At 48.0% G+C, this 25,848-nt stretch carries 27 protein-coding genes; 17 read left to right on the forward strand and 10 right to left on the reverse strand.

The annotated features are described in order from the left end of the window. Position 1: 1 nt before the first annotated feature. From ccmB to R2103_RS06500, 13 genes are all read left to right on the forward strand, one after another. Entirely contained in the window at positions 2 to 661 is a 660-nt protein-coding gene (gene ccmB / locus R2103_RS06440) for a heme exporter protein CcmB (protein WP_107803679.1), read from the forward strand. 231 nt (positions 662 to 892) lie between these two features. Continuing rightward, a complete protein-coding gene (locus R2103_RS06445; protein WP_132428509.1) occupies positions 893 to 1,636 on the forward strand; it encodes a heme ABC transporter permease in 744 nt (247 codons plus the stop codon). A gap of 32 nt (positions 1,637 to 1,668) precedes the next feature. Beyond that, positions 1,669 to 1,833 (forward strand): heme exporter protein CcmD, encoded by a 165-nt coding sequence (gene ccmD, locus R2103_RS06450; protein WP_240142509.1) that lies wholly within the window; start codon positions 1,669 to 1,671, stop codon positions 1,831 to 1,833. Then, positions 1,817 to 2,266 (forward strand): cytochrome c maturation protein CcmE, encoded by a 450-nt coding sequence (gene ccmE, locus R2103_RS06455; protein WP_317530661.1) that lies wholly within the window; start codon positions 1,817 to 1,819, stop codon positions 2,264 to 2,266. Before ccmD ends, ccmE begins: the two co-directional genes overlap by 17 nt. A gap of 80 nt (positions 2,267 to 2,346) precedes the next feature. After that, positions 2,347 to 4,401, forward strand: coding sequence for a heme lyase CcmF/NrfE family subunit (locus tag R2103_RS06460; RefSeq protein WP_317530662.1), 2,055 nt, complete (start codon positions 2,347 to 2,349; stop codon positions 4,399 to 4,401). Beyond that, complete coding sequence (locus R2103_RS06465) at positions 4,398 to 4,928, forward strand: DsbE family thiol:disulfide interchange protein (RefSeq protein ID WP_317530663.1); 531 nt, start codon at positions 4,398 to 4,400, stop codon at positions 4,926 to 4,928. The genes R2103_RS06460 and R2103_RS06465 overlap by 4 nt, the downstream gene beginning before the upstream one ends. A 40-nt stretch (positions 4,929 to 4,968) precedes the next feature. Further along, entirely contained in the window at positions 4,969 to 5,469 is a 501-nt protein-coding gene (locus R2103_RS06470; RefSeq protein WP_317530664.1) for a cytochrome c-type biogenesis protein, read from the forward strand. Beyond that, positions 5,466 to 6,797, forward strand: coding sequence for a c-type cytochrome biogenesis protein CcmI (gene ccmI, locus R2103_RS06475; protein ID WP_317530665.1), 1,332 nt, complete (start codon positions 5,466 to 5,468; stop codon positions 6,795 to 6,797). The genes R2103_RS06470 and ccmI overlap by 4 nt, the downstream gene beginning before the upstream one ends. Before the next feature lie 3 nt (positions 6,798 to 6,800). After that, complete coding sequence (locus tag R2103_RS06480) at positions 6,801 to 7,268, forward strand: peroxiredoxin (protein WP_317530666.1); 468 nt, start codon at positions 6,801 to 6,803, stop codon at positions 7,266 to 7,268. Between the two features lie 134 nt (positions 7,269 to 7,402). After that, complete coding sequence (locus R2103_RS06485) at positions 7,403 to 9,145, forward strand: dihydroxyacetone kinase family protein (protein ID WP_317530667.1); 1,743 nt, start codon at positions 7,403 to 7,405, stop codon at positions 9,143 to 9,145. After that, on the forward strand, positions 9,108 to 9,341 hold the full coding sequence (locus tag R2103_RS14375; RefSeq protein WP_411172607.1) for a DUF6516 family protein: 234 nt from the start codon (positions 9,108 to 9,110) through the stop codon (positions 9,339 to 9,341). Before R2103_RS06485 ends, R2103_RS14375 begins: the two co-directional genes overlap by 38 nt. Then, positions 9,322 to 9,669: a DNA-binding protein gene (locus R2103_RS06495; RefSeq protein ID WP_317530669.1), complete on the forward strand. Its 348-nt coding sequence runs from the start codon at positions 9,322 to 9,324 to the stop codon at positions 9,667 to 9,669. The genes R2103_RS14375 and R2103_RS06495 overlap by 20 nt, the downstream gene beginning before the upstream one ends. A gap of 82 nt (positions 9,670 to 9,751) precedes the next feature. After that, positions 9,752 to 10,549 (forward strand): type I restriction enzyme HsdR N-terminal domain-containing protein, encoded by a 798-nt coding sequence (locus R2103_RS06500; RefSeq protein ID WP_317530670.1) that lies wholly within the window; start codon positions 9,752 to 9,754, stop codon positions 10,547 to 10,549. A gap of 125 nt (positions 10,550 to 10,674) precedes the next feature. Here the strand turns inward: R2103_RS06500 and R2103_RS06505 are convergent, their stop codons facing one another. From R2103_RS06505 to R2103_RS06525, 5 genes are all read right to left on the reverse strand, one after another. Further along, positions 10,675 to 11,385 (reverse strand): hypothetical protein, encoded by a 711-nt coding sequence (locus R2103_RS06505; RefSeq protein WP_317530671.1) that lies wholly within the window; start codon positions 11,383 to 11,385, stop codon positions 10,675 to 10,677. Between the two features lie 129 nt (positions 11,386 to 11,514). After that, entirely contained in the window at positions 11,515 to 13,842 is a 2,328-nt protein-coding gene (locus tag R2103_RS06510) for a nitric oxide reductase activation protein NorD (protein ID WP_317530672.1), read from the reverse strand. 53 nt (positions 13,843 to 13,895) lie between these two features. Next, positions 13,896 to 14,702, reverse strand: coding sequence for a CbbQ/NirQ/NorQ/GpvN family protein (locus R2103_RS06515; RefSeq protein WP_317530673.1), 807 nt, complete (start codon positions 14,700 to 14,702; stop codon positions 13,896 to 13,898). Between the two features lie 118 nt (positions 14,703 to 14,820). Beyond that, entirely contained in the window at positions 14,821 to 15,177 is a 357-nt protein-coding gene (locus tag R2103_RS06520; protein ID WP_090321390.1) for a ribulose bisphosphate carboxylase small subunit, read from the reverse strand. A gap of 79 nt (positions 15,178 to 15,256) precedes the next feature. Further along, positions 15,257 to 16,678: a form I ribulose bisphosphate carboxylase large subunit gene (locus R2103_RS06525; protein WP_317530674.1), complete on the reverse strand. Its 1,422-nt coding sequence runs from the start codon at positions 16,676 to 16,678 to the stop codon at positions 15,257 to 15,259. A gap of 196 nt (positions 16,679 to 16,874) precedes the next feature. Between R2103_RS06525 and R2103_RS06530 the strand changes: the two genes are divergently transcribed. The 4 genes from R2103_RS06530 to rimO all read left to right on the forward strand — a co-directional run bounded on the left by R2103_RS06530 (position 16,875) and on the right by rimO (position 20,250). Then, positions 16,875 to 17,789 carry a LysR family transcriptional regulator gene (locus R2103_RS06530; protein WP_317530675.1) on the forward strand — a complete coding sequence of 305 codons (915 nt, stop codon included), beginning with the start codon at positions 16,875 to 16,877 and terminating at the stop codon, positions 17,787 to 17,789. A gap of 122 nt (positions 17,790 to 17,911) precedes the next feature. Beyond that, on the forward strand, positions 17,912 to 18,598 hold the full coding sequence (locus R2103_RS06535) for a hypothetical protein (RefSeq protein WP_317530676.1): 687 nt from the start codon (positions 17,912 to 17,914) through the stop codon (positions 18,596 to 18,598). After that, positions 18,595 to 18,822, forward strand: coding sequence for a hypothetical protein (locus R2103_RS06540; protein ID WP_317530677.1), 228 nt, complete (start codon positions 18,595 to 18,597; stop codon positions 18,820 to 18,822). Before R2103_RS06535 ends, R2103_RS06540 begins: the two co-directional genes overlap by 4 nt. Before the next feature lie 93 nt (positions 18,823 to 18,915). Continuing rightward, entirely contained in the window at positions 18,916 to 20,250 is a 1,335-nt protein-coding gene (gene rimO, locus R2103_RS06545) for a 30S ribosomal protein S12 methylthiotransferase RimO (RefSeq protein ID WP_317530678.1), read from the forward strand. A gap of 12 nt (positions 20,251 to 20,262) precedes the next feature. On the opposite strand, the gene R2103_RS06550 is transcribed toward rimO, so the two are convergent. From R2103_RS06550 to R2103_RS06570, 5 genes are all read right to left on the reverse strand, one after another. After that, the gene (locus R2103_RS06550; protein WP_317530679.1) at positions 20,263 to 20,880 is read right to left on the reverse strand and encodes an exopolysaccharide biosynthesis protein; all 618 of its coding nucleotides are present in this window, start codon (positions 20,878 to 20,880) and stop codon (positions 20,263 to 20,265) included. A gap of 137 nt (positions 20,881 to 21,017) precedes the next feature. Then, positions 21,018 to 22,241 (reverse strand): ABC transporter permease, encoded by a 1,224-nt coding sequence (locus tag R2103_RS06555; RefSeq protein WP_317530680.1) that lies wholly within the window; start codon positions 22,239 to 22,241, stop codon positions 21,018 to 21,020. Further along, positions 22,238 to 23,023 carry an ABC transporter ATP-binding protein gene (locus tag R2103_RS06560; RefSeq protein WP_317530681.1) on the reverse strand — a complete coding sequence of 262 codons (786 nt, stop codon included), beginning with the start codon at positions 23,021 to 23,023 and terminating at the stop codon, positions 22,238 to 22,240. The genes R2103_RS06555 and R2103_RS06560 overlap by 4 nt, the downstream gene beginning before the upstream one ends. After that, on the reverse strand, positions 23,023 to 24,168 hold the full coding sequence (locus tag R2103_RS06565; RefSeq protein ID WP_317530682.1) for an efflux RND transporter periplasmic adaptor subunit: 1,146 nt from the start codon (positions 24,166 to 24,168) through the stop codon (positions 23,023 to 23,025). The genes R2103_RS06560 and R2103_RS06565 overlap by 1 nt, the downstream gene beginning before the upstream one ends. 75 nt (positions 24,169 to 24,243) lie before the next feature. Beyond that, entirely contained in the window at positions 24,244 to 25,758 is a 1,515-nt protein-coding gene (locus R2103_RS06570) for a M48 family metalloprotease (RefSeq protein WP_317530683.1), read from the reverse strand. Between the last annotated feature and the right edge of the window lie 90 nt (positions 25,759 to 25,848).

The raw sequence follows: 25,848 nt of genomic DNA on the forward strand, positions 1-25,848 counted from the left end.
TATGTTTATGTGGATAATTAAACGTGATCTTTTGCTGGCGGTACGGCGTCAAGCGGATGTGCTGACTACGCTGTTTTTTTTCATTATTGTGGTGAGCCTGTTTCCGCTCAGCGTCGGGCCGGAAATGAATATGCTCCGCACCATGGCGCCAGGTGTAGTATGGGTTGCGGCATTATTGGCTTCCATGTTGTCGCTGGGTCGCATGTTCTCTAATGATTATTTGGATGGCACATTGGAGCAAATGCTGCTGTCGCCGCAATCGTTATCGCTTTTGGTGCTGGGGAAAGCTTCTGCGCATTGGCTGGTGACCGGTGTGCCGCTGGTATTGATGGCGCCGGTTCTGGGTATTCAATATGACTTACCGGGGGAAGCGTTGCTGGTTTTAACGGCGGCTTTATTACTGGGTACTCCGGTGTTGAGTTTAATAGGCGCTATTGGTGCGGCACTGACTTTAGGGTTGCGCGGTGGTGGTGTATTGGTTTCGTTACTGGTGCTGCCACTCTATATTCCTGTGCTGATTTTTGGCGCGGGTGCGGTGGAAGCGAATATGTCCGGAATGGAATTTGATGCGCACTTGTCCTTGATCGGTGCATTTCTTTTAGTATCTGGTGTTTTCGCACCCTGGGCAGCTGCTTCAGCCTTGCGTGTTTCACTGGAGTAGAACAACGCTGGTAATATTGAAGTTGATTTAACTTTCAGATGATAATTTCAGTAAGTTTTTGCATTATCTGTATAAATTTTTCTGCAAGATCACTCGAGATATCGAAATCACTTCTGGAAAGTCAATTCTGGATTTTGTCATTTTAGTATCGATTTGGTATAGAATTGGCGGCTAAAAATTTAGGGCTGAATCGGAACTGAAATTTAACGTGAAGAATTATAAAATTTAAATATGGCTATTAATTGGTTCAAATATTCTTCTCCAGCCAGTTTTTATTCACTGGCGGGGAAAATGATTCCGATATTTGTTGTTGCTGCGATAGCACTTTTAGGCGCGGGACTTTATGTTGGTTTTTTTGTTGCGCCTACGGATTTCCAGCAAGGTGAAGCCTACCGGATTATTTTCATTCATGTTCCCGCAGCGTGGATGTCGATGTTTCTGTATGTCGTAATGGCGTTCTGGGCGGGTATTGGTTTGGCGTTTAATACCAGGCTTTCCTCCATGTTTGCAACAGCCATTGCTCCAACCGGTGCGATGTTTACCTTTATAGCGCTGTGGACGGGTGCATTATGGGGCAAGCCGATGTGGGGGACCTGGTGGGTATGGGATGCCCGGTTGACTTCCGAATTAATTCTGTTTTTTCTTTATATCGGTTTTATGTCATTGCAAGCAGCCATTGATGACCCGCGCCGCGCAGATAAAGCAGGTGCGATCATTGCGCTGGTTGGCGTGGTTAACGTTCCGATCATTTATTTCTCAGTGCAATGGTGGAATACCTTGCATCAAGGCGCATCCGTCAGTGTCAATCAAGCGCCTGCGATGGCGAGCACCATGCTGACAGGCATGTTGATTATGGTATTTGCAAGCTGGATGTATTCCATTGCAGTGATATTGAAGCGCACGCGTGTGATCATTCTGGAACGCGAGAGCCATACAGCATGGGTGGCTGAGCTACATAAGAACGGAGCGATATGATGATTTGGTCAAGCTGGTCGGAGTTTTTTTCAATGGGTGGGTATGGACTCTATGTGTGGGGTTCATACGTTGTGACACTGATTTGTATCGTAGGAGAGATTTTATTAATTTCCAGACGCCACCGAACTTTGGAAAAACAATACAGTCTCATTTACGGCATCAATAAAGAAGAGATAAAAAATGAAACCACGTCATAAAAAACTTGTAGTTATAGTATCCGGAGTGGCGGCATTAGGCGTTGCCGCTACACTCGTATTAAATGCATTTCAAAGTAATCTGGTTTTCTTCTTCAGTCCATCGCAAGTCGTTGCAAAAGAAGCGCCGATTGGAAAAAGTTTTCGGATTGGCGGACTAGTTGAAGAAGGTAGTGTTAAACGTGATGATAGAACTACGACAGTTCGTTTTTCGGTAACGGATACTGCGCAAGCAATACCGGTTGAATATACCGGCATACTGCCCGATTTATTCAGAGAAGGTAAAGGGGTCGTTGCGCAAGGAAAAATATCCTCGGACGGTATTTTTATGGCGGATGAAGTGCTGGCTAAGCACGATGAAAACTATATGCCGCCTGAAGCAGCCGAAGCTTTGGAACAAGCTGCAAAAGCACAGAAGGCATCCTTGATACAGTAAAATTTTTCCCGGTTTTACTCATGCAGCCTGAGCGTATCATTTCCAAATTCTTAATAACCATTCATTTGTAAGAAAAAATCATGATCCCAGAAATTGGTAATTTTTCTTTAATTCTTGCTCTATTACTAGCCATTATCCAAGGAACGCTACCGATTATCGGCGCGGCTCGAGGTATTCCCTCGTGGATTGCACTCGCAAGACCGGTGGTACAAGGACAATTCGTATTTGTGCTGATTGCATTCTTATGTTTGGCATACTCCTTTATTAGCAGTGATTTCTCAGTCATGAATGTGGCTAAGAACTCAAATACAGAACTGCCCTTTCATTTCCGCTTGGCAGCAACCTGGGGCTCGCATGAAGGTTCTTTATTATTATGGGTTTTGATGCTGGCCGGTTGGTCTGTTGCAGTTAGTGTCTTTAGCAAGCAATTACCGGATGATATCGTTGCCCGGGTTCTTGGGGTTTTAGGGCTGGTCAGTATCGGTTTTCTGGTATTTATGCTGTTCACCTCTAACCCATTTGATCGCTTGTTGCCTGCCGCATTTGAAGGGAGCGATTTAAATCCATTGCTGCAGGACGCCGGTATGGTGATACATCCACCGATGCTGTACATGGGGTATGTTGGATTTTCTGTCGCTTTTGCTTTTGCTATTGCAGCATTGTTAAGTGGAAGATTGGATGCAACTTGGGCGCGTTGGTCGCGTCCTTGGACGATTGTCGCATGGGTGTTTTTGACCTGTGGAATCATGCTCGGTAGCTGGTGGGCTTATTATGAATTGGGCTGGGGCGGTTGGTGGTTCTGGGATCCGGTTGAAAATGCGTCATTTATGCCGTGGCTGGTTGGTACAGCTCTGGTTCACTCGCTGGCGGTTACGGAGAAACGCGGTAGCTTCAAAAGCTGGACTGTTTTACTGGCGATTTGCGCGTTTGCTTTAAGTTTATTAGGAACATTCCTGGTACGCTCAGGAGTTTTAACTTCGGTGCATGCCTTCGCGACAGATCCTTCACGCGGGGTATTTATTCTGGCTTTCTTGTTTATCGTCATCAGCAGCTCGCTGGTATTGTTTGCATGGCGGGCGCCGAAAGTTGGCTTGGGTGGAAAATTCGATTTACTCTCGCGTGAATCCATGCTGTTAGCAAACAATATCTTGTTATTGGTTGCAGCGGCAAGTGTTTTGCTGGGAACGCTTTATCCATTGATTATCGATGCATTAGGGCTGGGTAAATTGTCGGTAGGTCCTCCTTATTTTGAGGCGATTTTTGTGCCTGTGATGGCCCCAGCAATTTTCTTGATCGGTGTTGGCCCTATTTCACGCTGGAAACAAATGAGCTTGCCATCATTGGCAATTCGTTTGCGCTGGGCGTTTGCCATAAGTGTGGTTTCTGCTTTGATCGCGCCATACTATATGGGTGAATGGAGACCAATGATTAGCTTCGGTTTATTACTGGCCTTCTGGATCATAGTCTGTGCATTCGTTAATTTGAAACACCGTATCAGTAATAGCGGTGAAGGCAATTTATTCACCAAATTAGCCAGACAATCGAGAAGTTATTACGGTATGCACTGCGCACATATTGGTGTCGCTGTATTCATTATTGGTGTTACTTTGGTGAATGGTTACGAAACCGAGAAAGATGTGCGTATGGAGATTGGCAGCAAAGTAACGGTCGGTGGCTATACTTTTCAGTTTAACGGCACCCGTAATGATGTAGGACCAAATTATAAAGCTGTGATCGGTGATATTGCTGTCATTAAGGATGAGCAATTTGTTCGTAATATGTATCCGGAAAAGCGTACTTATAACGCATCCGGTATGGCGATGACGGAAGCAGCAATCGATACCGGCTTTTTACGCGATCTTTATGTAGCCTTAGGTGAACCATTGACCAATGGCGCCTGGGTGGTTCGCGTTTATCATAAACCTTTTGTCGATTGGATTTGGTTAGGGTGTCTATTAATGGCTATCGGCGGTATTACCTCAATCACTGATCGCCGCTATCGCCTGAAAATTACGAAGAAAGGCGCTGTCAAAGCTGAAGAAAAAGAGCCTGAAAGTTCAGTGGCGGAATCTCCAGTGGCTGTTGCGCCATCCGTGAATAAAGTTGAATTGGCAACGGAAACAACCAAAGTATGATGCGCTATTTACTTCCATTATTTGCTTTCATGGTGCTGGCAGCATTCTTGCTGGTCGGTTTGACATTGAATCCACGGCAAGTGCCTTCGCCGCTGATAGACAAGCCAGCACCGAAGTTTCAGTTAAATAATTTGCATCAGCCCGATCAGATCATGTCGTCAGACGAGAATCTGGGTAAGGTTTGGATGCTCAATGTATGGGCATCGTGGTGCGTTGCGTGTCGTGACGAACATCCTCTGTTAGTGCAGCTGGCAAGAACCGGGATTGTTCCAATCTATGGCCTCAATTACAAAGATGAACGTAATACGGCTTTGCAATGGCTAAAACGCTATGGTGATCCTTACGCCATTAGTATCGTTGATCCTGACGGTAAGGTTGGAATCGATTACGGTGTTTATGGTGTTCCTGAGACTTATGTGATTGATAAGAAAGGTATCATACGACATAAACAAATCGGACCTGTCACGGTGGATTCGCTTGAAAAAACCATTATTCCACTCATCAAAGAACTGCAGCAACAAGCATAAGCAGACTGTACGAATCTCATAATTAAAGGTTGGTTTTGTCATGGTACGTCAATTTAATGGTGTAATGAAAGCCGCAGCGCTTATTTTTCTTCTATTTCTGCTTATTCCATTAACTGGGTGGTCAAAAGAAGCAATACCTGTCGCGGAAAATCCTGAGGTCGAAAAAAGGATGCTGCTGCTGACGGAAAATTTACGTTGCTTGGTTTGTCAAAATGAAACCATTGCTGACTCTCGTGCGGATTTTTCAAACGATATCAGACGTGAAATTCGTGAGCAGATAAAAGCAAATAAAACCGATCCGGAAATTATCCAATTTCTGGTAGATCGATACGGAGATTTTGTTCTTTATGATCCCCCCATCAAACCTACCACATTCTTGCTATGGTTTGGTCCTGTTATTTTGTTCGTAATTGGATTGGGTTCACTGATTGTTTATTTAAGACGCCGACGTGTACAAATAGAAGATGTGTCGCTTTCGCAAGCACAGCTCGAAGAAGCGGAAGCGTTACTGAATGAAGATAAAAAAGGTAAAAACGTATGACGGCTTTTTGGGTTATTTCTGGGGTTTTTATTGTTACCGCACTGTTGTTCATTATCCCAACGTTGCTGCGAAGCAGGGACAATCAGCTTAAAAATTTAGAGCATGATGCTGTCAACATTACCGTGTACCGCGATCAAATTGCCGAGCTTGATCGCGACTTGGAAAACGATATTCTCAGCCGGGAACAGTACGACAGAAGTAAGCAAGAGCTGCAACAGCGGATGCTGCAAGATGTGACTGAGCGCGATAAGCCGGTGATAGGGAAAAATAAGAAAATCCGTAATATCGTGTTGTCGACTTTTATTGCATTGACGCTGCCATTGGCGGCTATCAGTTTGTATCTTGTAATCGGCGATACACGTGGTTTGTTGCCGCAAGCCCAACTTGCCAATGCAACCCAGCAAATGAATCGCGATGGTGGAAACGCTCCGTCAGGTCACGATAATTTCTCATCCGTATTGGATAATTTGATTGCACGGCTGAATAACAATCCGGAAGATATCGAAGGCTGGATTATGCTGGGTCGTACTTATGCGATTATGGGGCGATACGCGGAAGCAGGCAATACCTATGCCAAACTGGTGGAATTGATTCCCGACAGTCCGCAGATATTGAGCGATTATGCCGATGTTCTGGCAATGAAAAATCAAGGCAGTTTATCGGGTAAGCCGGCCGAATTGATTTACGAAGCATTGCGCATTGATCCTAAATATCCTAAAGCACTGGCTTTAGCAGGTACGATTGAATTCGAACAAGAAAGATATACGCAAGCAGCGGAATATTGGGAAAAATTGCTGGAAGGAATTCCTGCGGATTCTCCATTAGCCCAATCAGTGAAGGACAGTATTGCCGAAGCTAAATTACTGGCTTCGGGTGGCAAACCCGCCGCGCCGGAACAACCGGTTAAAGTTGCGGAATCGAAACAAGAAGCCAGCGCACAACCTGTGGAGAAAGCTGTGAGTTCTGATTCGCCTGCGGCAACATCGCTTTCAGTGTCTGGTCAGGTATCGATTAGCAGTGATCTGGCAACGAAAGTTTCGGGCAATGACACTTTATTTATTTACGCTCGGGCCAAATCGGGTCCGAAAATGCCACTGGCCATTTTGCGATTGAAAGCCAGCGATCTTCCGGCGACATTTACACTGACGGACGATATGGCTATGACGCCAACCATGAAAATGTCGAGCTTTCCGGAAGTCGTGATCGAAGCCAGAATTTCGAAATCCGGTCAGGCTTTCACAGCCAGCGGAGATTTGCAAGGGTTCAGCGAACCGGTCAAGCTCGGTCACAATAATATAGCGATCGTGATCAATAAACAGGTGCCATAAAAAATGCTCGCAATCAATCATCCGGTTGAAGATTTTTCCTTACCTTCGACTGATAATGCGGTGTTTTCATTGTCAGCGAATGCGGGCAAGCATCTGATTATTTATTTTTACCCCAAAGACGATACGCCGGGATGCACCTTGGAAGGCCAGGATTTTCGTGATCACTTGCCCGAGTTTACCAAGGAAAATTGCATCGTTGTAGGTGTTTCACGCGACAATCTCAAATCACATCAGTGTTTCAAGGAAAAAATGCAATTTCCTTTTGAATTGCTGAGCGATGAAGATGAAAAGATCTGCAATCTTTTTGGCGTCATGAAAATGAAAAATATGTATGGCAAACAAGTTCGCGGCATTGAACGCAGTACATTTGTCATTGATGTGCAAGGGATTTTAAGAAAGGAATGGCGCGGTGTGAAAGTGCCGGGCCACGTTCAAGAAGTTCTGAATTTTGTTACTACACTCAATCAATAGCTTTCCTGGTTAGTAATAGAAGATATCATTACTGTTTCTTTCTCTTCTTTTTTCAGACCTGCGTAGTTGTTCTGCATCACAGAGTAGTTATATGATTTGCCTGAATCATATTTTATGTAAATGGCACAACATAAATGACTTACTTATTCAATAATCCGGCGCAGTTTGCTGACGAACTGGTCGAAGGCTTTGCCGCCGCGCACCGGAATACAATACAACGTGTCAATGGCGGTGTAATTCGCCGGCACAAAACCAAGCCGGGACAGGTGGTTATGATCATCGGCGGCGGATCGGGTCATTATCCCGCTTTTGGCGGGTTTGTCGGTCAAGGATTGGCGCACGGCGCCGCGCTTGGAAACGTGTTTGCGGCGCCGTCGGCACAGCAAATCTGCCAGGTCGCGCAAGCGGTGGATGCAGGCGGCGGTATTTTGTTTTGCTATGCCAATTACGCGGGTGACGTACTCAACTTCGAACGTGCGCAAGCGCAGCTCCGCACGCAGGGTATCGATGTGCGTTCGGTGGTGGTGACCGACGACATTGCATCGGCTGCGTTCGCTGAGCAACATAAGCGCCGCGGTATTGCCGGTACTTTACCGGTATTCAAAGCCGCCGCTGTTGCCGCCGATGCGGGTAAGCCGCTTGATGAAGTGGCTCGTATTGCCACAGCAGCCAAAGATCGTGTGCGTTCGCTGGGTGTCGCCTTTTCCGGTTGCACGCTGCCAGGCGCTAATAAACCGCTGTTCGAAGTTGCCAGCGGAAAAATGGAAGTCGGTATGGGCATCCATGGCGAGCCCGGTTTGTACCGCGTCGATGCGCCTTCTGCCGATGGTTTGGCGGAAATGCTGGTGAAGAAATTGCTCGCCGAAACTCCACTGTCGATTGGTAGTTTTTCCGGCGCACGTGTAGGGTTGATCCTCAATGGTTTGGGTGCGGTGAAGTACGAAGAATTGTTTGTTATTTACCGTAAAATTGATCAATTGTTATCTAAACACGGACTGATCATCATCGAACCGGTGGTGGATGAACTGATTACCAGCTTTGATATGGCCGGCGTTTCACTGACGTTATTCTGGCTTAACGATGAACTTGAGCAGACTTGGATTGCGGCAGCGGATACACCGGCGTTTCATCGCGGCAATATCGCGCAGGAAGCTCAATCCGAAGAAAATATCGCCGTAGCCGTTCAGTCTGTCCATGATAAGCAACCGCTAAAAACCGGATCGGCTGATTCACGAGCTGCTGCAAAAGTCGTGTTAATCGCACTTGAAGCGGCCCGGGATGCGATTGAGTCGCAACAGGAAGCACTTGGCCGTTTGGATGCCATTGCGGGAGACGGCGATCACGGCATCGGCATGCAGCGCGGACTTACCGCAGCCGTCGAAGCCGCTAGAGCGGCACTGGATGCCCAAGCCGGTGCAGGCACAATGCTGACGGTAGCCGGCGATGCCTGGTCCGACCGGGCAGGGGGCGCATCAGGGATGTTGTGGGGTGTCATTCTACGTAACCTTGGCAATGCTCTTGGCGACGAAGCCAAGCCGGATGCTGCAATGCTTGCAGCAGGTGTAACAACTGCACTGGAAGCAGTCGTCAGTTTGGGTAAAGCGCAATTGAACGATAAAACCTTGGTCGATGTGTTGTATCCATTCTCCGCCGTATTGACTAAAGGCGCTACACAAGGTCTTTCAACCACCGAAGCCTGGACGGCGGCTACGGAAATTGCCGGACAATCTGCCGAAGCAACCAAAAATCTCACCCCAAAAATAGGCCGTGCGCGTCCGCATGCGGAAAAAAGCATCGGCACACCGGATCCGGGTGCTGTTTCAATGGCGTTGATTGCTGGTGCGACAGATAAAATCATTAGAAGGTATTGCCCTTAATCATTCGTTCAAGTATCGGCTTGCCTACGTGGTAAATGGGAAGTGCGTGCTGCGCTATGACAATGAAGCCGGAAAAGGCGATCACCGTCATTGGGATGATCATGAAATCAAATACGAATTTACTACCCCGGAGCAATTACTGGCCGATTTTCAACAAGATATTGAGAGGTGGAATCATGAAAACAGTTGTTCTTGATGTACGCAATCCTAAGGAAGCAATGACCGGTTTCTCGCGTGCCTGGCATTTGGATCAACCACAGGAAACAGATCATATCAGCTTCGCGTCGCCCGAATTATTGTGGAAAGTGTTGACCGCGAAACGCTGGGAACTCCTGAAAGTGCTTTGCGGCGCGGGCCCCATATGCATTCGCGAAGCCGCGCGGCGAGTGTCGCGCGATGTCAAAGCCGTTCACGGTGACGTGACGGCGTTGCTGGGAGTGGGATTGCTTAATCGTACTGAGAGTGGTGCGATTGAATTTCCTTATGAGGCGATTAAAGTGGAGTTTTTGTTGCAAGCGGCTTAACGGGGATGTTGGAGTTCCTAGCATCACTCCAATCTACAGAACTTTCCACCATATGATCATTGATAAAACAGGACAATAAGAAATGCTAAAAATACCTAAGAAAGTGACAGATCGTATCTCCTCAAATCTCAAAACCTACCAAAATGTTGCAAACTCACATAAAAGTAAGGATGTATCAGAAGCCGATACAGTTACTCTTGTAAAAGATATCCTTGCTTATTGTTTTGGATTTGACAAATACCAAGAGCTAACCAGTGAGCAGCAAATTCGTGGGACATTTTGTGACCTAGCCGTCAAAATTGATAGCAAAATAAAATATCTTATTGAAGTTAAAGCAGCGGGAGTTAATCTTAATGACTCGCACCTTAGGCAAGCAATTAATTATGGTGCAAATCAGGGTATCGAATGGGTTGTTCTTACCAACGCGGTTGAATGGCGGCTATATCGAATAAAATTTGGTCAGCCTGTTGATTATGAAGAAGTATCATCATTCAATTTGCTTGAAATTAATCCAAAGAAAGAAGACGACATAAAAAAAGTATTTTTATTATGTAGAGAGGGGATTAGTTCGGATGCAATGGATACTTTTCATCAGCATTCGCAAATTCTCAATAAATTCACTATTGCGCAAATCCTGCTTACAGAGTCAGTTGTTTCAACAGTAAAACGGGAGATTCGAAAATTATTCCCTGAATTAAAAGTTGATTCTGAGCAAATTGCTGATATTTTAAATAATGATATTCTGAAGCGGGAAGTGATCGAAGGGGATAAGGTTAAAGAAACTCAACAAAAAATAAGAAAAATCACTGCAAAATTAGCTAAACAGATTGAAAAGAAAACTGACAAACCCAATAATCCCGAATCGCCTGTAATTGAATAATTGTTTATGCAGCGATCAGCTCCACCCTATTATTACAATAAAAATCTTCTGCACGAAAAGAAATCATTAGAGCGGATTGGTGCGCCTTCTGGCGTCGGCGCACTCTACCCTAGGTTTATAGTTGATTATTGCTTGATCAGGGTAAGTTTTTTTGCCCCGGAAAAAGTTGATGCGGAGGTATTCACTTGTTCAATTGTCAGCGTGTTGCCAATTTGTTGTGTTCTGACAGTCGCTCCTGCCGAACTTATTTCCGTGCCGTAAGAATAGGTCAGCGAGCTTTGTGTTTCAAAATTGCTGCCTTCTCTTGAAAAACCTGAACTGATGATACTGTTGTTAACTGCAGGGCCAGTTTGCCAGCTGTATGAAGTGACCCCCGCCGGACAGCCGGTTCCGCTGGACGTAATGGTCAGTATGTAAGTACGGCGGCCATCTGCTCCGATCGACGGGGCTTCTAGCGAGAAAAAGCAAGGAAGTGCTGCGGCTGGTGCACCTGATACGATGCCAGCATAGGTGCCGGGCAAGAAATTCATCGTGCTGACGGAAGTCGGAGCGACAGGGCCGGTCGATGGCGTCGCAGAAATTAGTTTTGCTCCGAACGATCCATCGGCTAACGTACTGAAATCCATCTCTACATCGTAGTAAACGGTGGTTCCCGCGGATTGCACCGGAATGTTTGTCGCACGAATCAATCGGCCGGCGCCGGAGAGCACTGATTCTGCAAAATCGACCGTTAAGTTTGTTCCGGGTATTTCTTCAGGACCTGCATGGGCTTTCGATATAGCCGCGGAAAGTATCAATGCCAATATGACGGATGAGTAAATTTTATTATTTTTCATTGTTGTCTCACTTCTTATATAAGATAGGGTACGTTATTGTTTTTAATTTAAAATGCCGATACGGGCGATTTAAATATTTCTAATCGTACCATTAATGCACCGCATGAATGTTTAAAACCTGCGAGCGCATTACCGCGTCAACCCCGCATATAACACCGGCAGTTTCTCCGGCAATCGTTCCACATGATCCACCACCAAGTAATTGCGTTCACCAAAAATACGCGAAACGTATTGATCCGCGCGCGGATCCAGGCTCATACAGTAGGTGAGGATGCCCGAGCGGCCGGCTTCTTCCACGGCTTTCTTGGTGTCGTGGCGCAGGTATTGCGGATCGCGCACGTCGACGTCGGCCGGTTCGCCGTCGGTGATGACGAGCAGCAGTTTTTTCGCCGATTTTTGCAATTTCAGGTAATGCGTCGCGTGGCGCATCGCGGCGCCCATGCGGGTTGAAAGTTGTCCTGTCATGCCAGCGAGCCGCGCTTTGGGAGTTTCGTCGTAGGGTTGATCGAAATCCTTGAAACGGAAATACTCGACGTCGTGCCGCCCATCCGAACAGAAGCCGTGGATGGCAAATGGGTCACCGATTTTATTGATGGCGTTGGCGAGCAATACCGTCGCTTGGCGCGTCAGGTCGAGCACCGAGTAGTCGTGTCCGGCAACTTTCTCGTTGGTCGATTCGGACAAATCGAGCAATACCAGTACCGAGATATCGCGCACTTTGCGCACCGAACGCATCATGATGCGCGGATCGGGCTGCATGCCCATGCGGATATCGATCATCGAGCGGATCGCGGCGTTAATGTCGATTTCGTCGCCGTCTTCCAGTTTGCGGATGCGGCGCGTGCCTTGCGGTTGCATGGCATCCAACAGGAATTTCATGCGCGCGATTTCGCGCTTGTATTGATTGGCGATATCGTCGATGCATTGCATGTCACCCATTTTGGCGCGTTTCTCCTGCACCGTGGCCCAATCCGGGCGTTCCAATTGAATCTGGTAATCCCATTCGGAATAGTGATAGGGCGCCGACACCGGTTCCTTGCCTTCCATATCGTTATACGATACGCCCATGTCTTCGTACGGGAAAAATTCTGTGCCCATGACCCAGATTTCCTCTGCGTCGTCACCGGCGGTTTCCACGTCGAGCTCGTTGGCGAATTCCATCACGTTAACGTATTTCCGCACTTGTTTCGGCGCATCGTATCCGGCGGATAGCGACTTGTTGAAGTCGAATTCTTCGAATTCCCAGAAATACCGGTTGTCGTCGCGGTACGGCGCGGTGAGCACATCGGTGCGCGGGTTGTACGGAATTTTTTTGTCCATGAAACTGTGTGCGAGCTGCACACCGATATCCCAAGACGTCTTGTGGCTATCAAGCTGGTCTTTCGCGGCTTTAAACAGTTTGCGTCCTTCTACGATCCACGGGTCCTTGTCTTTATAATCCGGATCAAGCAGGGCGCGTGCCAGACGATTCAGATAATCGCCCATGGTGGCGTTCATGTCCGGGTTTGCGTTGTGCAACAATGACCAGGTTTTGCGCAGCCCTGGAAAACGGCGGATCGATAATTCTTCGATGCGTGCATCCTCGATAACGGAAATCACCGCCATTTGCAGCGGATTCAAGCTTTCCGCGGAAATCGGTTGTTTGGTTTCGACCAAATGCGCGGCGGCGTGTGCGGCAGCGGCGCGGTAGACTTCGGTCGCCGAAACATCGCCGAACGCATCGTAAGCATCGGGCAGATGGATGAAATAGTGCTCGATGAATGGTTTGTAGCCTTCGCGTGTTTCAAAGTCACCGGAAGTCGGTTTCATGAAGAAATCACGCGCCCACAACGCGCGTAAATACATATTGATACGCCGTTGCACATCAACGAACAGCGTGCCTTTACGTTCTTTTTGCAATACCGCAAGCGATTCCTTCGATTCCAGTCCGAAATAACGAATTTGCTCTTCGTAATCGGTGCGATGCGCGTGCGCACCCCACATAGCCCAGCGGCGCAGGCCGCCGAGGGTCAGCTGGCCGAATAGAATATCCAGTTTGCTGAGCATGGGACGCATGCCGCGCGGCGCTTGGGCGATCAACGTATTCAGGAATTGCAAGTAATTCTGGAACAACTGTGTATCGCCCAACCGTTTGGCAGCAGTCGGGGCAGTGGCTAACACCAATTCGATAACAGAGGCAGAAGTTCTTGAGGCAAGGGAAAGTACAGTGGTCGCCAGATCACTGATAATATCTTCACCGATTTCTTTAGCGACTAATGGCGTTTCGTCGATCCAGCAATCCACTAAACTGCGCCCGCGCCCTAATCCACGAATCGCGGATGCGCCTTTCAGATAGTTATCCAGCCCGCGCGCTGAAAAAGTTTTAGTCGCTTCAGGCCAAGCATGATGGAGCAGCTCAATCGATTCCGGCTCCAGATCCTCGAGCAATTCTTTGTAATCGTCCAGATTGATACTCATGGCAGCACCTATTTACGTTTCAGAACAATCAACCTATTTGCGAGTAGCAGCTTTTAATTAAAGAACGTGCTAACCGCTGCATCCAGTGCATCGCGCATATCCGGATCGTCGGTGATCGGACGCACTAGAGCTACGCGGCAAGCCGCATGCGCGTCGACTTTCTTGGCGATCAGGCTGCCGGCATAAATCAACATCCGTGTTGAAATCCCTTCATCTAATCCATGTCCCTTGAGGTTACGCGCGCGTTCCGCGATCGATACCAGTTTTTCGGCAATATCGACTGACACACCGGATTCGTGCGCAACAATTTCGCTTTCGATGTCATGACTTGGGTAGTTGAAATCAAGCGCGCCAAACCGTTGTTTGGTCGATTGCTTCAAATCTTTCATCAAGCTCTGATAGCCGGGATTGTACGAAATGACAATCTGGAAATCCGCATGCGCCTGAATCAGCTCACCTTTTTTCTCCAGCGGCAATACACGACGATTGTCGGTTAGCGGATGAATCACCACGGTGGTGTCCTGACGTGCTTCCACAACTTCATCCAAATAGCAGATCGCGCCATAACGTGCGGCGACTGCTAGTGGACCATCTTGCCAGCGCGTGCCGTTGGCATCGAGCAAGAAGCGGCCCACCAGATCGGATGCAGTCATGTCTTCGTTACACGCAACGGTGATCAGCGGTTTTTTCAGTTTCCACGCCATGTACTCGACGAAGCGCGTTTTACCGCAACCGGTCGGGCCTTTCAGCATCATCGGCATACGTACCGAATAGGCGGCTTCATAGAGTTTTACTTCATCCGCAACGGAATGGTAATAAGGTTCTTTTTTAATACGATACTGGTCGATGATATCGCTCATGACAAACTCCTGTGAGAACTATCGTTATCGAAAATTTGCACAATAAATTCCGGTGAAAAAAAACCCCCTGCCCTAATTAAGGGTGAAGGGGGTCTTGCGGGTTCGAACCCCGTGTTACTTAAACAGTCTTGCCGCGGTATATCACCATGGCTGTGCCTTGGGACTGGTTAAAATTGTTGTAACCAATCAAACGGACATGATTGTTCGGATTCGCTTTGTGACAAGCGGCGGCTTCTGCTAGAACGCGTTCTACATCCGTTTCACCGAACATAGGCAGTTTCCACATATACCAGTAGGAATCCATAACATACTCAGGTTCGGTATGTTCGATCGCTGGGTTCCAGCCTTTGCTGATTAAATATTCCACTTGTTTCTTGATATCCTTGTCGGCCATTGCAGGCAGATAAGAAAATGTTTCAAATTTACGGCTTGCTGGGTCACTAACACGTGATTTGTAATCGATTACTTCGCTCATTATTTTTCCTTAACTTTAGTGAGATGAAGGAGAAAAGCAGTGCTTAATTATCAGCCTTTCTCCTTTGGCCATGTATTGCTTACTTGTGTGCGATGTCCAGTTTATCAACGGTATCAAACTCGAACTTGATCTCTTTCCATGTTTCCATGGCGATTTTAAGTTCTGGACTGCTTTTCGCTGCCTTGGTCAAGATCGCTTTGCCTTCTTTCTCAATTTCAATACCTTGGTTACGCGCTTCAACGCAAGCTTCCAGTGCCACACGGTTAGCGGCGGCGCCAGCAGCATTACCCCATGGATGACCTAAGGTGCCACCACCGAATTGCAAGCAAGCATCATCACCGAAGATTGAAACCAGTGCTGGCATGTGCCAAACGTGAATACCACCGGAAGCTACTGGGAATACGCCTGGCATGGAGCCCCAGTCTTGGTCGAAGAACAAGCCGCGGCTGCGGTCTTCTTTGATGAATTCATCGCGCATGGTGTCGATCCAACCCAATGTTGCTGCACGATCGCCTTCCAGTTTACCAACCACGGTACCGGAGTGCAGGTGATCGCCACCCGATAAACGCAGTACTTTGGTTAAAACGCGGAAATGAATACCATGGTGCGGGTTGCGGTCGAGCACAGCATGCATTGCACGATGGATGTGCAACAGCATTCCGTTATTGCGGCACCAGTTAGCCAGTCCTGTGTTGGCTGTTAAACCACCGGTCAAGTAGTCATGCATAATGATTGGCGCGCCCAATTCTTTGGCGAACTCTGCACGTTTGTACATTTCTTCAGGAGTTGGTGCTGTCACGTTCAGGTAGTGACCTTTACGTTCTCCGGTTTCACGTTCGGCTTTTTGGCAAGCTTCCACCACGAATTCGAAACGATCGCGCCAGCGCATAAACGGTTGACTGTTAACGTTTTCATCGTCCTTGGTCAGATCCAAACCACCGCGCAGACATTCGTATACAGCACGGCCATAATTTTTAGCAGACAGACCTAATTTAGGCTTAATGGTGCAACCTAACAGCGCACGGCCATATTTGTTCAAACGATCGCGTTCTACTTGAATACCGGCTGGAGGTCCGCCGCATGTTTTGACGTAAGCGATTGGGAAACGGACATCTTCCAAACGCAGTGCACGCAATGCTTTGAAACCAAACACGTTACCAACCAGTGAGGTCAATACGTTAACGACAGAGCCTTCTTCAAAAAGATCGATCGGGTAAGCTACGAATGCATAGAAGCAGGTGTCATCGCCAGGTACGTCTTCAATCTTATAAGCACGTCCTTTGTAGTAATCCAGATCGGTCAGCAGATCGGTCCATACTGTGGTCCAGGTACCTGTTGAAGATTCTGCCGCTACAGCTGCAGCAACTTCTTCACGTGGCACGCCGGGTTGTGGTGTAATCTTGAAACATGCCAACAGATCGGTATCCAGTGGCGTGTAATCAGGGGTCCAGTAAGTTTGTCGGTATTCTTTTACACCAGCGTTATATATTTTTACGGCCATAATTTTCTCCAGTTAAATTCCACTCAACTCCGGCCAACAGTACAGACAGAAACGAGAGGAGATTGCGTTACAAACAACAAACATGACTACTCAAATCTATGGAACGCACTATAGCGCTATTTATCCATAAGAACAAATCAGTAATTTTGATGTTTATAATAAGGTTATACTTATAATAAACTTACTGAATTGATATATGCTTCATCTTACATTGCGACAACTAAAAGTATTTGAATCGGTTGCCCGGCATTTGAGTTATTCGCGCGCCGCCGATGAGCTTCATTTGACTCAACCTGCTGTTTCCATGCAAATTAAACAACTGGAAGATAACATTAGTTTGCCGCTTTTTGAGCACTTGGGTAAACGAATTTATCTGACCGAGGCGGGACACGAGCTATATCAATACAGCCGGGCAATTTCGCAGCAATTGACCGACATGGAAGTGGCGCTGGACGAATTGAAAGGAATGGAGCGAGGTAAGCTAAATATCTCAGTGGTTACCACGGCCAATTATTTCGCGCCGCATTTATTGGCCAAGTTCTGTCAGCGCTTTCGCGGCGTGACCGTCAGTTTAAACGTCTCCAACCGGGAAACCGTGTTAAAGCAATTGACCGATAATTTGATCGACCTCGCGATCATGGGTCAACCGCCCGAAAATCTCGATATCGATAGCGAATCTTTCATGGAGAATCCGCTGGTGGTTGTGGCTCCACCTAATCATCCCTTATGCCAAGAGCACAATATCCCGGTTAAACGCTTAGCCAACGAGACTTTTCTCGTGCGTGAATCGGGCTCGGGAACGCGCAGTGCCATGGAGCGTTTTTTTGCCGCGCATAAAATCAGTATTAATAAAGGGATGGAAACGGATACCACGGAAGCAATCAAACAAGCGGTTCAGGCGGGTATGGGATTGGGTATCATGTCGCAACATACCGCTGAATTGGAACTGGAGACCGGCCGCTTGAAAATTCTTGAGGTGCAAGGTTTTCCGATTATCCGCTATTGGCATGTCGTGAATAGGAAAAATAAGCGCTTATCGAGTGTCGCCAATGCTTTCAGAGAATTTTTATTGAAGGAAGCGGCTAAATTGATGGATGAATCGAAAAATTAATATGGGTGTTGATAAAGGTTGATTTCTGGCTTATTATGCAATGTAAGAATATGATTACATTCTTAGATTGAGATACTAAAATGCCTGATCTTAATCGCTGCAATGAAAAACAATCAGACAACATGAATTCAACTGAATTGAATGTTTATCTGGAATGCGGAGTGGTTGCTCTGTTCATTTTATTGATCGATCTTGCTACGCCGCTCGGTATTGCCAACGGTATTTTGTATGTAATTGTTGTACTGATTTCTTTAAGATCTTCCGAAAAACGCTTTACCCTCATCATTGCTCTCATTTGTACATTATTGGTCGGCGTCGGCTATTTAGGCTCCCCATCCAGTGAAATTCCGCTCTATCAAGTTTTTGCCAATCGTTTTCTCGCATTATTTGTGATTTGGCTGACCGCAATATTGGCGCTGAAACAGCGGGATAAAACGGCGGCATTGCATCAAGCGCGATTAAAGTATCTGCAATCGGTTAAAGAAATTGAAATGCGGGAAGAAAAGTTAAGAGTGCTGAAAGCGACGATGCGCACGGTACAGGATATCACCGGTAATTTTCTCAATAATTTGCATTTATTTACACTTGAAATCGAAAGAAATAACACATTGACTCCCGAGTCTGCCGCCAAACTAGACGAGCTTATTCACGATACATCGCAACGTTTAATTAAACTGGGTGATTTGGAAGAGGTGCGCGAAAAGAAAATGGCGGGCGATACGATAGGTATTGAATACGAGCATTCTTTAATAAATGAAGCTACAATACGACGCGGCGAATCGAATGAAAATATAACAAAGGAAGAATGATGACGGGGCAAGGATCGGGTGGAAATGTCGTTGCGGCTGTATGCAGCTTTTTTGTACCGGGATTGGGACAATTGGTACAAGGGCGCTTGCTCCCGGCACTGCTGTTTTTCTTGATCACCGCTGCTGGCTATTTTTTCTGGGTACTCATCATTCCAGCCGTCATTGCCGGGATTTTTCACTTGTGGTCTATCATCGATGCTGCGCGTTTTACCGTAACTGCTTAGCACATATATCCTTCTCATTTTCCAGGTTAGCTGTTATAAAATCCCGCTTCATTGCTGTGCAGAGCGTTTACACTTCCATTTGATTCTTAATTCATGTCCACATCAAAACAAACTTCGCATAAAGTTGGCTTTATTTCACTGGGTTGTCCGAAAGCGCTGGTAGATTCCGAACAAATCCTGACGCAGCTGCGCGCCGAAGGTTATGAGATTTCACCATCGTATAACGATGCCGATCTGGTGGTTGTGAATACGTGCGGATTTATCGATAGCGCTGTGGAAGAATCGCTGGATGCTATTGGAGAAGCGTTAGCCGAGAACGGCAAAGTCATCGTCACGGGCTGTTTGGGTGCTAAAGAGGGTGGCGACGTCGTCAAGAAAGCGCACCCGCAAGTATTGGCGGTTACCGGACCGCATGCACTGCCGGAAGTGATGTCGGCCATTCATACGCATTTGCCGCAACCGCATGATCCCTACACCAGCTTGATACCGCCGCAGGGAATCCGGCTGACGCCGCGGCATTACGCGTATGTAAAAATATCGGAAGGCTGCAACCACCGCTGCACATTTTGTATCATTCCTTCGATGCGCGGTGATTTGGTCAGCCGCCCGATTCATGAGGTGATGCAAGAAGCGGAGCATCTGGTGAATGCCGGAGTTAAAGAATTGTTAATCATTTCCCAGGACACCAGCGCGTATGGCGTTGACGTCAAATACCGCAGCGGTTTCTGGCAGGGCAGGCCGGTTAAAACGCGCTTGACCGAATTAGCGCAGGCATTGGGCACATTGGGTGTTTGGGTGCGTTTGCATTATGTCTACCCGTACCCGCATGTCGATGAAGTCATTCCCTTGATGGCGCAAGGCAGCATCCTGCCTTATCTAGATGTACCGTTGCAACATGCCAGTCCGCGCATTTTAAAAGCGATGAAGCGTCCGGCCAACGCCGAGAACAATCTGGCGAGAATTCAGCAATGGCGCCAGGTGTGTCCGGAAATTACATTGCGCAGCACGTTCATCGTCGGTTTTCCGGGGGAAACCGAAGCGGAATTTGAGGAATTATTGGTTTTTCTGCAAGAAGCGCAACTGGATCGCGTTGGGTGTTTTGCTTATTCCGCAGTGGAAGGCGCCGCAGCCAATCAATTGCCGGATGCCGTGCCGGAAGAAATTAAGGAAGACCGCCGCAGGCGCTTTATGGAATTACAGGAAGAAATCAGCCGTCAGCGCTTGGCTGCAAAAGTCGGCCGGAAAATGACTGTGATGGTGGATGAATTGGTGGATAGTCAAGTCATTGCGCGAAGTAGCGCCGATGCACCGGAAATCGACGGGTTGGTGTATGTGGAAGAAGCCGGTGACGTGCAACCGGGTGATTTTATTGCAGTTGAAATTACCGATTCCGATGCACACGATCTATTTGCCGTCGCATCGGATTGATTGTAGTTTACTTCAATAAAAAGACGGCAAAGACATTCCCATCCACAGCATAACCAGAATAATCATCGCAATCCCGATGCCGATGATGCCGATGATCATACCGATCAAAATAGTTAAACCATCCTTATTGAGCAATCCCAGAGACATCACCAATATTCCCCAGCCCGGCGAGAAATTGATCAACGGTATGGGCAATGCAATCGCCAAAGCAAAAACAAACGAAAAGAAGCCGATGATTCTTTCCCAGGTGGGCACACTGATATAGGTAATACGCGGCTGCATGCGATGCTCGATTTTTTTCAGCCAGGGATTCGCTTTAGTGAGAATCTTCTCGAGGGTGATGCGTTTGATGCGTTTTCCTTCCAGCCAAGCAGGCAGCCAAGGGGCTTGCATGCCAAGAATCATTTGCGTCGAGAAAATGAATAACGGGATTGAGAAAACCGTGGTGTAACCAGGCGGAACTGGGATCGGAAGACAAATCGGCACTGCGGCGATCGCCATCAGAATGCCGAATCCGCGTTCATGCAAGGCAGATTTAATTTCACCGACGGATATCAGTTCGTTTTTATTTTCAACGACGACAATAGCCAGGAATTCAGAAGTAGGGCGTTCTTTTTCTTTGACTGTCATAAGTGACTCCCGCTGTCAGATTGTTACCCATAGTATCGGGTAAACAATAAATAAACTAATACTCCGTATTAGAAAGCCAAGTTAGCAAAAGATTCTGTGGTGTAATCGCAACAATGTATCCAGATTGACGCATTCGATCACTCGTAACGCAAGGCATCGACCGGTTTAAGCGAGGCGGCTTTCTTGGCCGGATAAAAGCCAAAAAAGATCCCAACCGCCGAGGAAAATAAGAAAGCCAATCCCACCATGCCAATCGTAATCACGATCAGCATATCGGCAACCCGGCTGACCACCCATGCGCCACCAACACCCACTAATAAACCGATCACACCGCCCATAATACAGATCATCATCGCTTCGAGCAGAAACTGCGTCAGAATCGCCCGTTGATTCGCGCCGATGGCCATGCGGATACCGATTTCCCGTGTGCGCTCGGTGACCGATACCAGCATGATATTCATAATGCCGATGCCACCCACCAATAAAGAAACCGATGCAATAGCGCCCAATACGATGGACATGACTTTGGCAGCATCGGTTGCGACATCGGCAATCGCAGTCAGGTTGCGGACAGTGAAATCGTTTTCCTTGCCTTTGGCGATGCGGTGGCGCTGGCGCAGCAATTGCGTGATTTCAATTTCGGCAATGTCCATATCGCCTGCTGATTTTCCTTGCACCATCATGTAGCGGATCGAGCCGGGAAATTGATTGCCGGTGATTTGCCGCTCGCTGGTGGTAATGGGAATTAAAACGTTGTCATCTTGATCGCGCCCGGTCAGACTTTGCCCTTTTGCCATCAGCACACCCACGACTAGGAAGGGCCGGTTGGTGATGCGTATGGTTTTACCAACCGGATCTTCGTCGCCAAATAAGTTCTTTGCGGTGACGGATCCCAGAACCACCACACGCGCCGCTGAGCGCAGATCCGATTCGGTAAAAATGGTGCCGGATTCTATTTTCCAGTTGCCTACCGCGAAATAATTGGGCGTGGTACCGGTGATGATGGTGCTCCAATTTTTCGCCGCATAATTAAGCTGCACGGTGCCGGTCGTGACCGGTGCGGTTGCGCTGATGGACGATAACTCGGCCACCGCATACGCATCATTGATGGTCAAGGTTCTGACGCTGCCGCTGCCAAAACTGAATCCCCCGGATGATGTGGCGCCGGGCACGACGAGAAATAAGTTACTGCCCATCGCCGCGATGGTTTCATTGATCTTGGTGCGGGCGCCTTGACCAATGGATAACATCAGAACCACGGCGGCAACACCGATGATCATGCCCAGCATGGTTAAACCGGTGCGCAGGCGGTTTTGCCGCAGAGCACGCAGAGCTTCGCCAATAATCGTAAAGAGATTCATTGTGTCACCAGAAAATTACCGTCAGCGGCTTGATTGCCGACGATCTCGCTCGCTTTATTGTGCTGATCCACAATGATATGTCCATCCTTCAAGCGAATGAGGCGTTTCGCATAAGCCGCGATATCATCTTCGTGCGTAACCAGAACAATGGTGATGCCTTGATCGCGGTTCAATTGTTCAAACAACAGCATGATTTCACGGCTGGTCTGGGTATCCAGATTACCGGTGGGTTCATCGGCCAGTATCAGCGGCGGCTCATTGATTAAAGCGCGGCTGATGGCAACCCGTTGCTGCTGACCACCGGAGAGCTGATTCGGCTGATGCATGGCAAAACTTTCCAAACCGGTGCGGCGCAGCAGTTCCAATGCACGCTTACGGCTTTGGGAACGGCCGATACCGGCGTAAAGCAGCGGTGTGGCGACATTATCCAGCGCTGTCATGCGTTTGAGCAGATTAAAACCCTGAAATACGAAACCGATGCTTTGATTGCGGATATGCGCCAGTTCATCGCTGGACAATGCCGCCACATTTTTTCCCGCCAGCCAATACGATCCGCTGGTCGGCGTATCGAGACAGCCCAGGATATTCATCAGTGTGGATTTACCGGAACCGGAATGTCCCATGATGGCGACAAACTCACCTTGGTTGATTGTCAGGTTGACACTGAACAGCACTTGATTGGTGATGGTTTTGCCATCGGCGCCTTGCAGACTATAGCTCTTGCAAAGATCCTCGATCTGAATCAGCGGGTTCACAGTATGAGCGGATTGAATCGACGCCATCAGAAGACTCTGAGCTTAAATTTACTTTCCGATTCTTTCTTATCGACTACTTCACTGATAATCACCTTATCGCCCGCGTTAATCTCGCCGTCGATGATTTCGGTGAAATTACCATCGGAAATTCCAGTCGTGACACTGACCGGTGCTGCTTGATCTTGTGCGAGAAGATACAGCGTCGGCCGATTACCCGGCCGGGCTGCTTTACTGCCTTCGTTGGATTCCAGATCCTTGGGTTGATAGCGCAATGCCGCATTCGGTACGCGCAATACATCATTTTTCTGCATGACAATGAAGTTAATATTGGCCGTCATGCCGGGCAGTAATGCGCCATCGTCGTTATCAACCATGGCGACCACGTTATACGTGACGACGTTTTCCTGAATGGTGGGGTTGAGCCGGATTTGTTTGACTTTACCGACAAATTTGCGCTGCTGAAACGCATCGACGGTGAAGTTGATGAGTTGATCGATATGCAATTGGCCGATGTCGGCTTCCGCGACGCTGATATTCACCTGCATTTGCCGCAGATCTTTGGCGATTTGAAACAACGTCGGCGTCTGGAAATTGGCGGCGACCGTCTGGCCGATATCGACATCCCGGGCAATCACCACGCCGGAAATGGGTGAGCGGATCACGCTGTAGTTGAAATTGGCTTGGTCGCGGTCGACTTGCGCTTTGCTGATGGCAACCTGGGCGCGTGCGGCTTCCGCTTCTTGTTCGGCGATTTCCAATGCTTCCGGTGAAATGAATTCCTTTTCTTTCAACAAGCGCTGGCGCTTCAATTTACTGTCAGCGATTTTTGCTGCGGTTTGCGCGCTGAACAAATTAGCCTTGGATTGCTGCAACTGCGCGCGCAGCAACGCAGGATCGAGCTCGGCCAGCACCTGGCCAATTTCCACGTGATCGTTATAGTCCGCGTGTAATTTGGCCACCGTGCCGGAAACCTGCGTGCCGACGTTGACCAGGACGACCGGCGTTAATGTGCCATTGGCGGAAATGGTTTGCACAATGTCGCCACGTTCAACAACCCGGGTTTTATATTGGCCGGTCTTCGATTCTTTTTTGCCGCCGCTGTACCAATACACCGCCGCGACAGTAATCGCGATGATGACAAAGAGAATTTTTCGGGTGCTGAGAGTGCGCATGCCACGATACTTTTAATAATGGTCAAAGGGATTCAATGATAGCGTTATTGCAGGCTGAAAAACTGTTCCTGACATTTATTTTTCTTTTTCTTCTTCGGCTATCAAAGTTCTGACCTGTTTAAGGCGTGCTTCGATACTGGAAAGTTGATAAAAATTGCCATTATCGTTCTGCAGCGCGGTTTGCAATTGATCAGCCGCAGCCACATAGTGGCCTTTGAGAAAATAAGATTCTGCCAGCGCCCGGTGCTCGAGCATTTTATTACCTGACAACGCGTAGCATTGCGCTTGCAGGCTGTAGAGTTTCGGGTCGGTTTGTATCAATTGCAATTGTTTGCCGATAAATTCCAGCGCCGCGTCGATTTGTTTGTTTTGGATCAGCGCATCGGCGTAGCCGTGAATCAGCGCGCGGTATTGCGGATAAACCTTCAATGCGGTGGTATAGGTGTTGTACGCCTCGGCAGTCTTGCCATTGGCCAGCTTCACGCTGGCTGACAGTGTTTCTATCATGGCCCCGGCAATAATATACTTTTGCTCGACACGCACGGTTCTTCCCAACGGATGATCGGTCAAAGCGGCGGATTGGGAATTGCCGTGCAGCAGTTCGTATAAATGCGTCAGCTCGCTGTCTGCCTGCTGGTATTTTTTATGGCGCAGCAGCGCATGAATATAGCCGTAGCGTTCAACCGCCTCATTGGTATAGCGTTTCTCATCCAGCCGTGTTTTAAACTGCACGACCGCATCATGCGGTTTCCCCTGGAATGCGCGCAGCTTGGCCCGTACCAGCAAAAAGTCCATGCTATCGGGCGCCTGGCGGTAAGGCATTTCGCGCGTGCGGTTCTGAATATCTGCAATCCGCTCGTATGTGATCGGGTGGGTGCGCAGATAAGAAGGTGCACCATTTTCATGAAACCGCCCGGATTTTTGCAAGCGCTCAAAGAAAGTCGTCATGCCCTGCGGATCGAATCCCGCATCCAATAAGATACTTAAACCGATGCGATCGGCTTCCTTTTCATGCTTGCGGGTAAAATCCAGTTTCGACTGAATCATACTGGCCTGCGAAGCTACTAACACAGCCTGGCTGGCTTGCGGGTTATTAGATCGGGAAGCCAAAATCGCCAAGGCCAGCGCCGCGATGGATTTCACCAAATCGTATTTCTGCGAAGCGATCATGCGCGCCAGATGTTTCTGCGTTACATGCGCAATCTCATGCGACATCACCGCAGCCAGCTCGGATTCGCTTTGTGCGGCGACGATCAACCCGCTGTTGAACCCCATGAATCCGCCCGGTAACGCAAACGCATTGATCGACGGATCTTCCACCGCAAAGAATTCAAACGACTGATCCGCATCGGCTTCGTCGGAATTGGCGATCAACCTGTGACCGAGATTACTGAGATAACTGGCGATTTCCGGATCATCCATATAGCTTGGATCGGCGCGAATCTGACGCATGATTTTCAACCCGATCTGCCGCTCCTGATACGGCGTCACAGTCACTTGCGACACATCGCCAAGATTGGGTAACTCATGTGCAAAAGTGTTCGCCGGAAATAGCAGGGATAAAGCGATGATCGAACAGATTAATCTCATGGTTAATGCAAGCAAAAAATTTTACCGGAACCGGTCATTTTCGCATTGGATTGATTGGCTATGCGTTGGTTTCTTGTGAGTGGGAATTTT

It is taken from the genome of Nitrosomonas sp. Is24 (genome assembly GCF_033063335.1).
Taxonomy (GTDB): Bacteria; Pseudomonadota; Gammaproteobacteria; order Burkholderiales; family Nitrosomonadaceae; genus Nitrosomonas.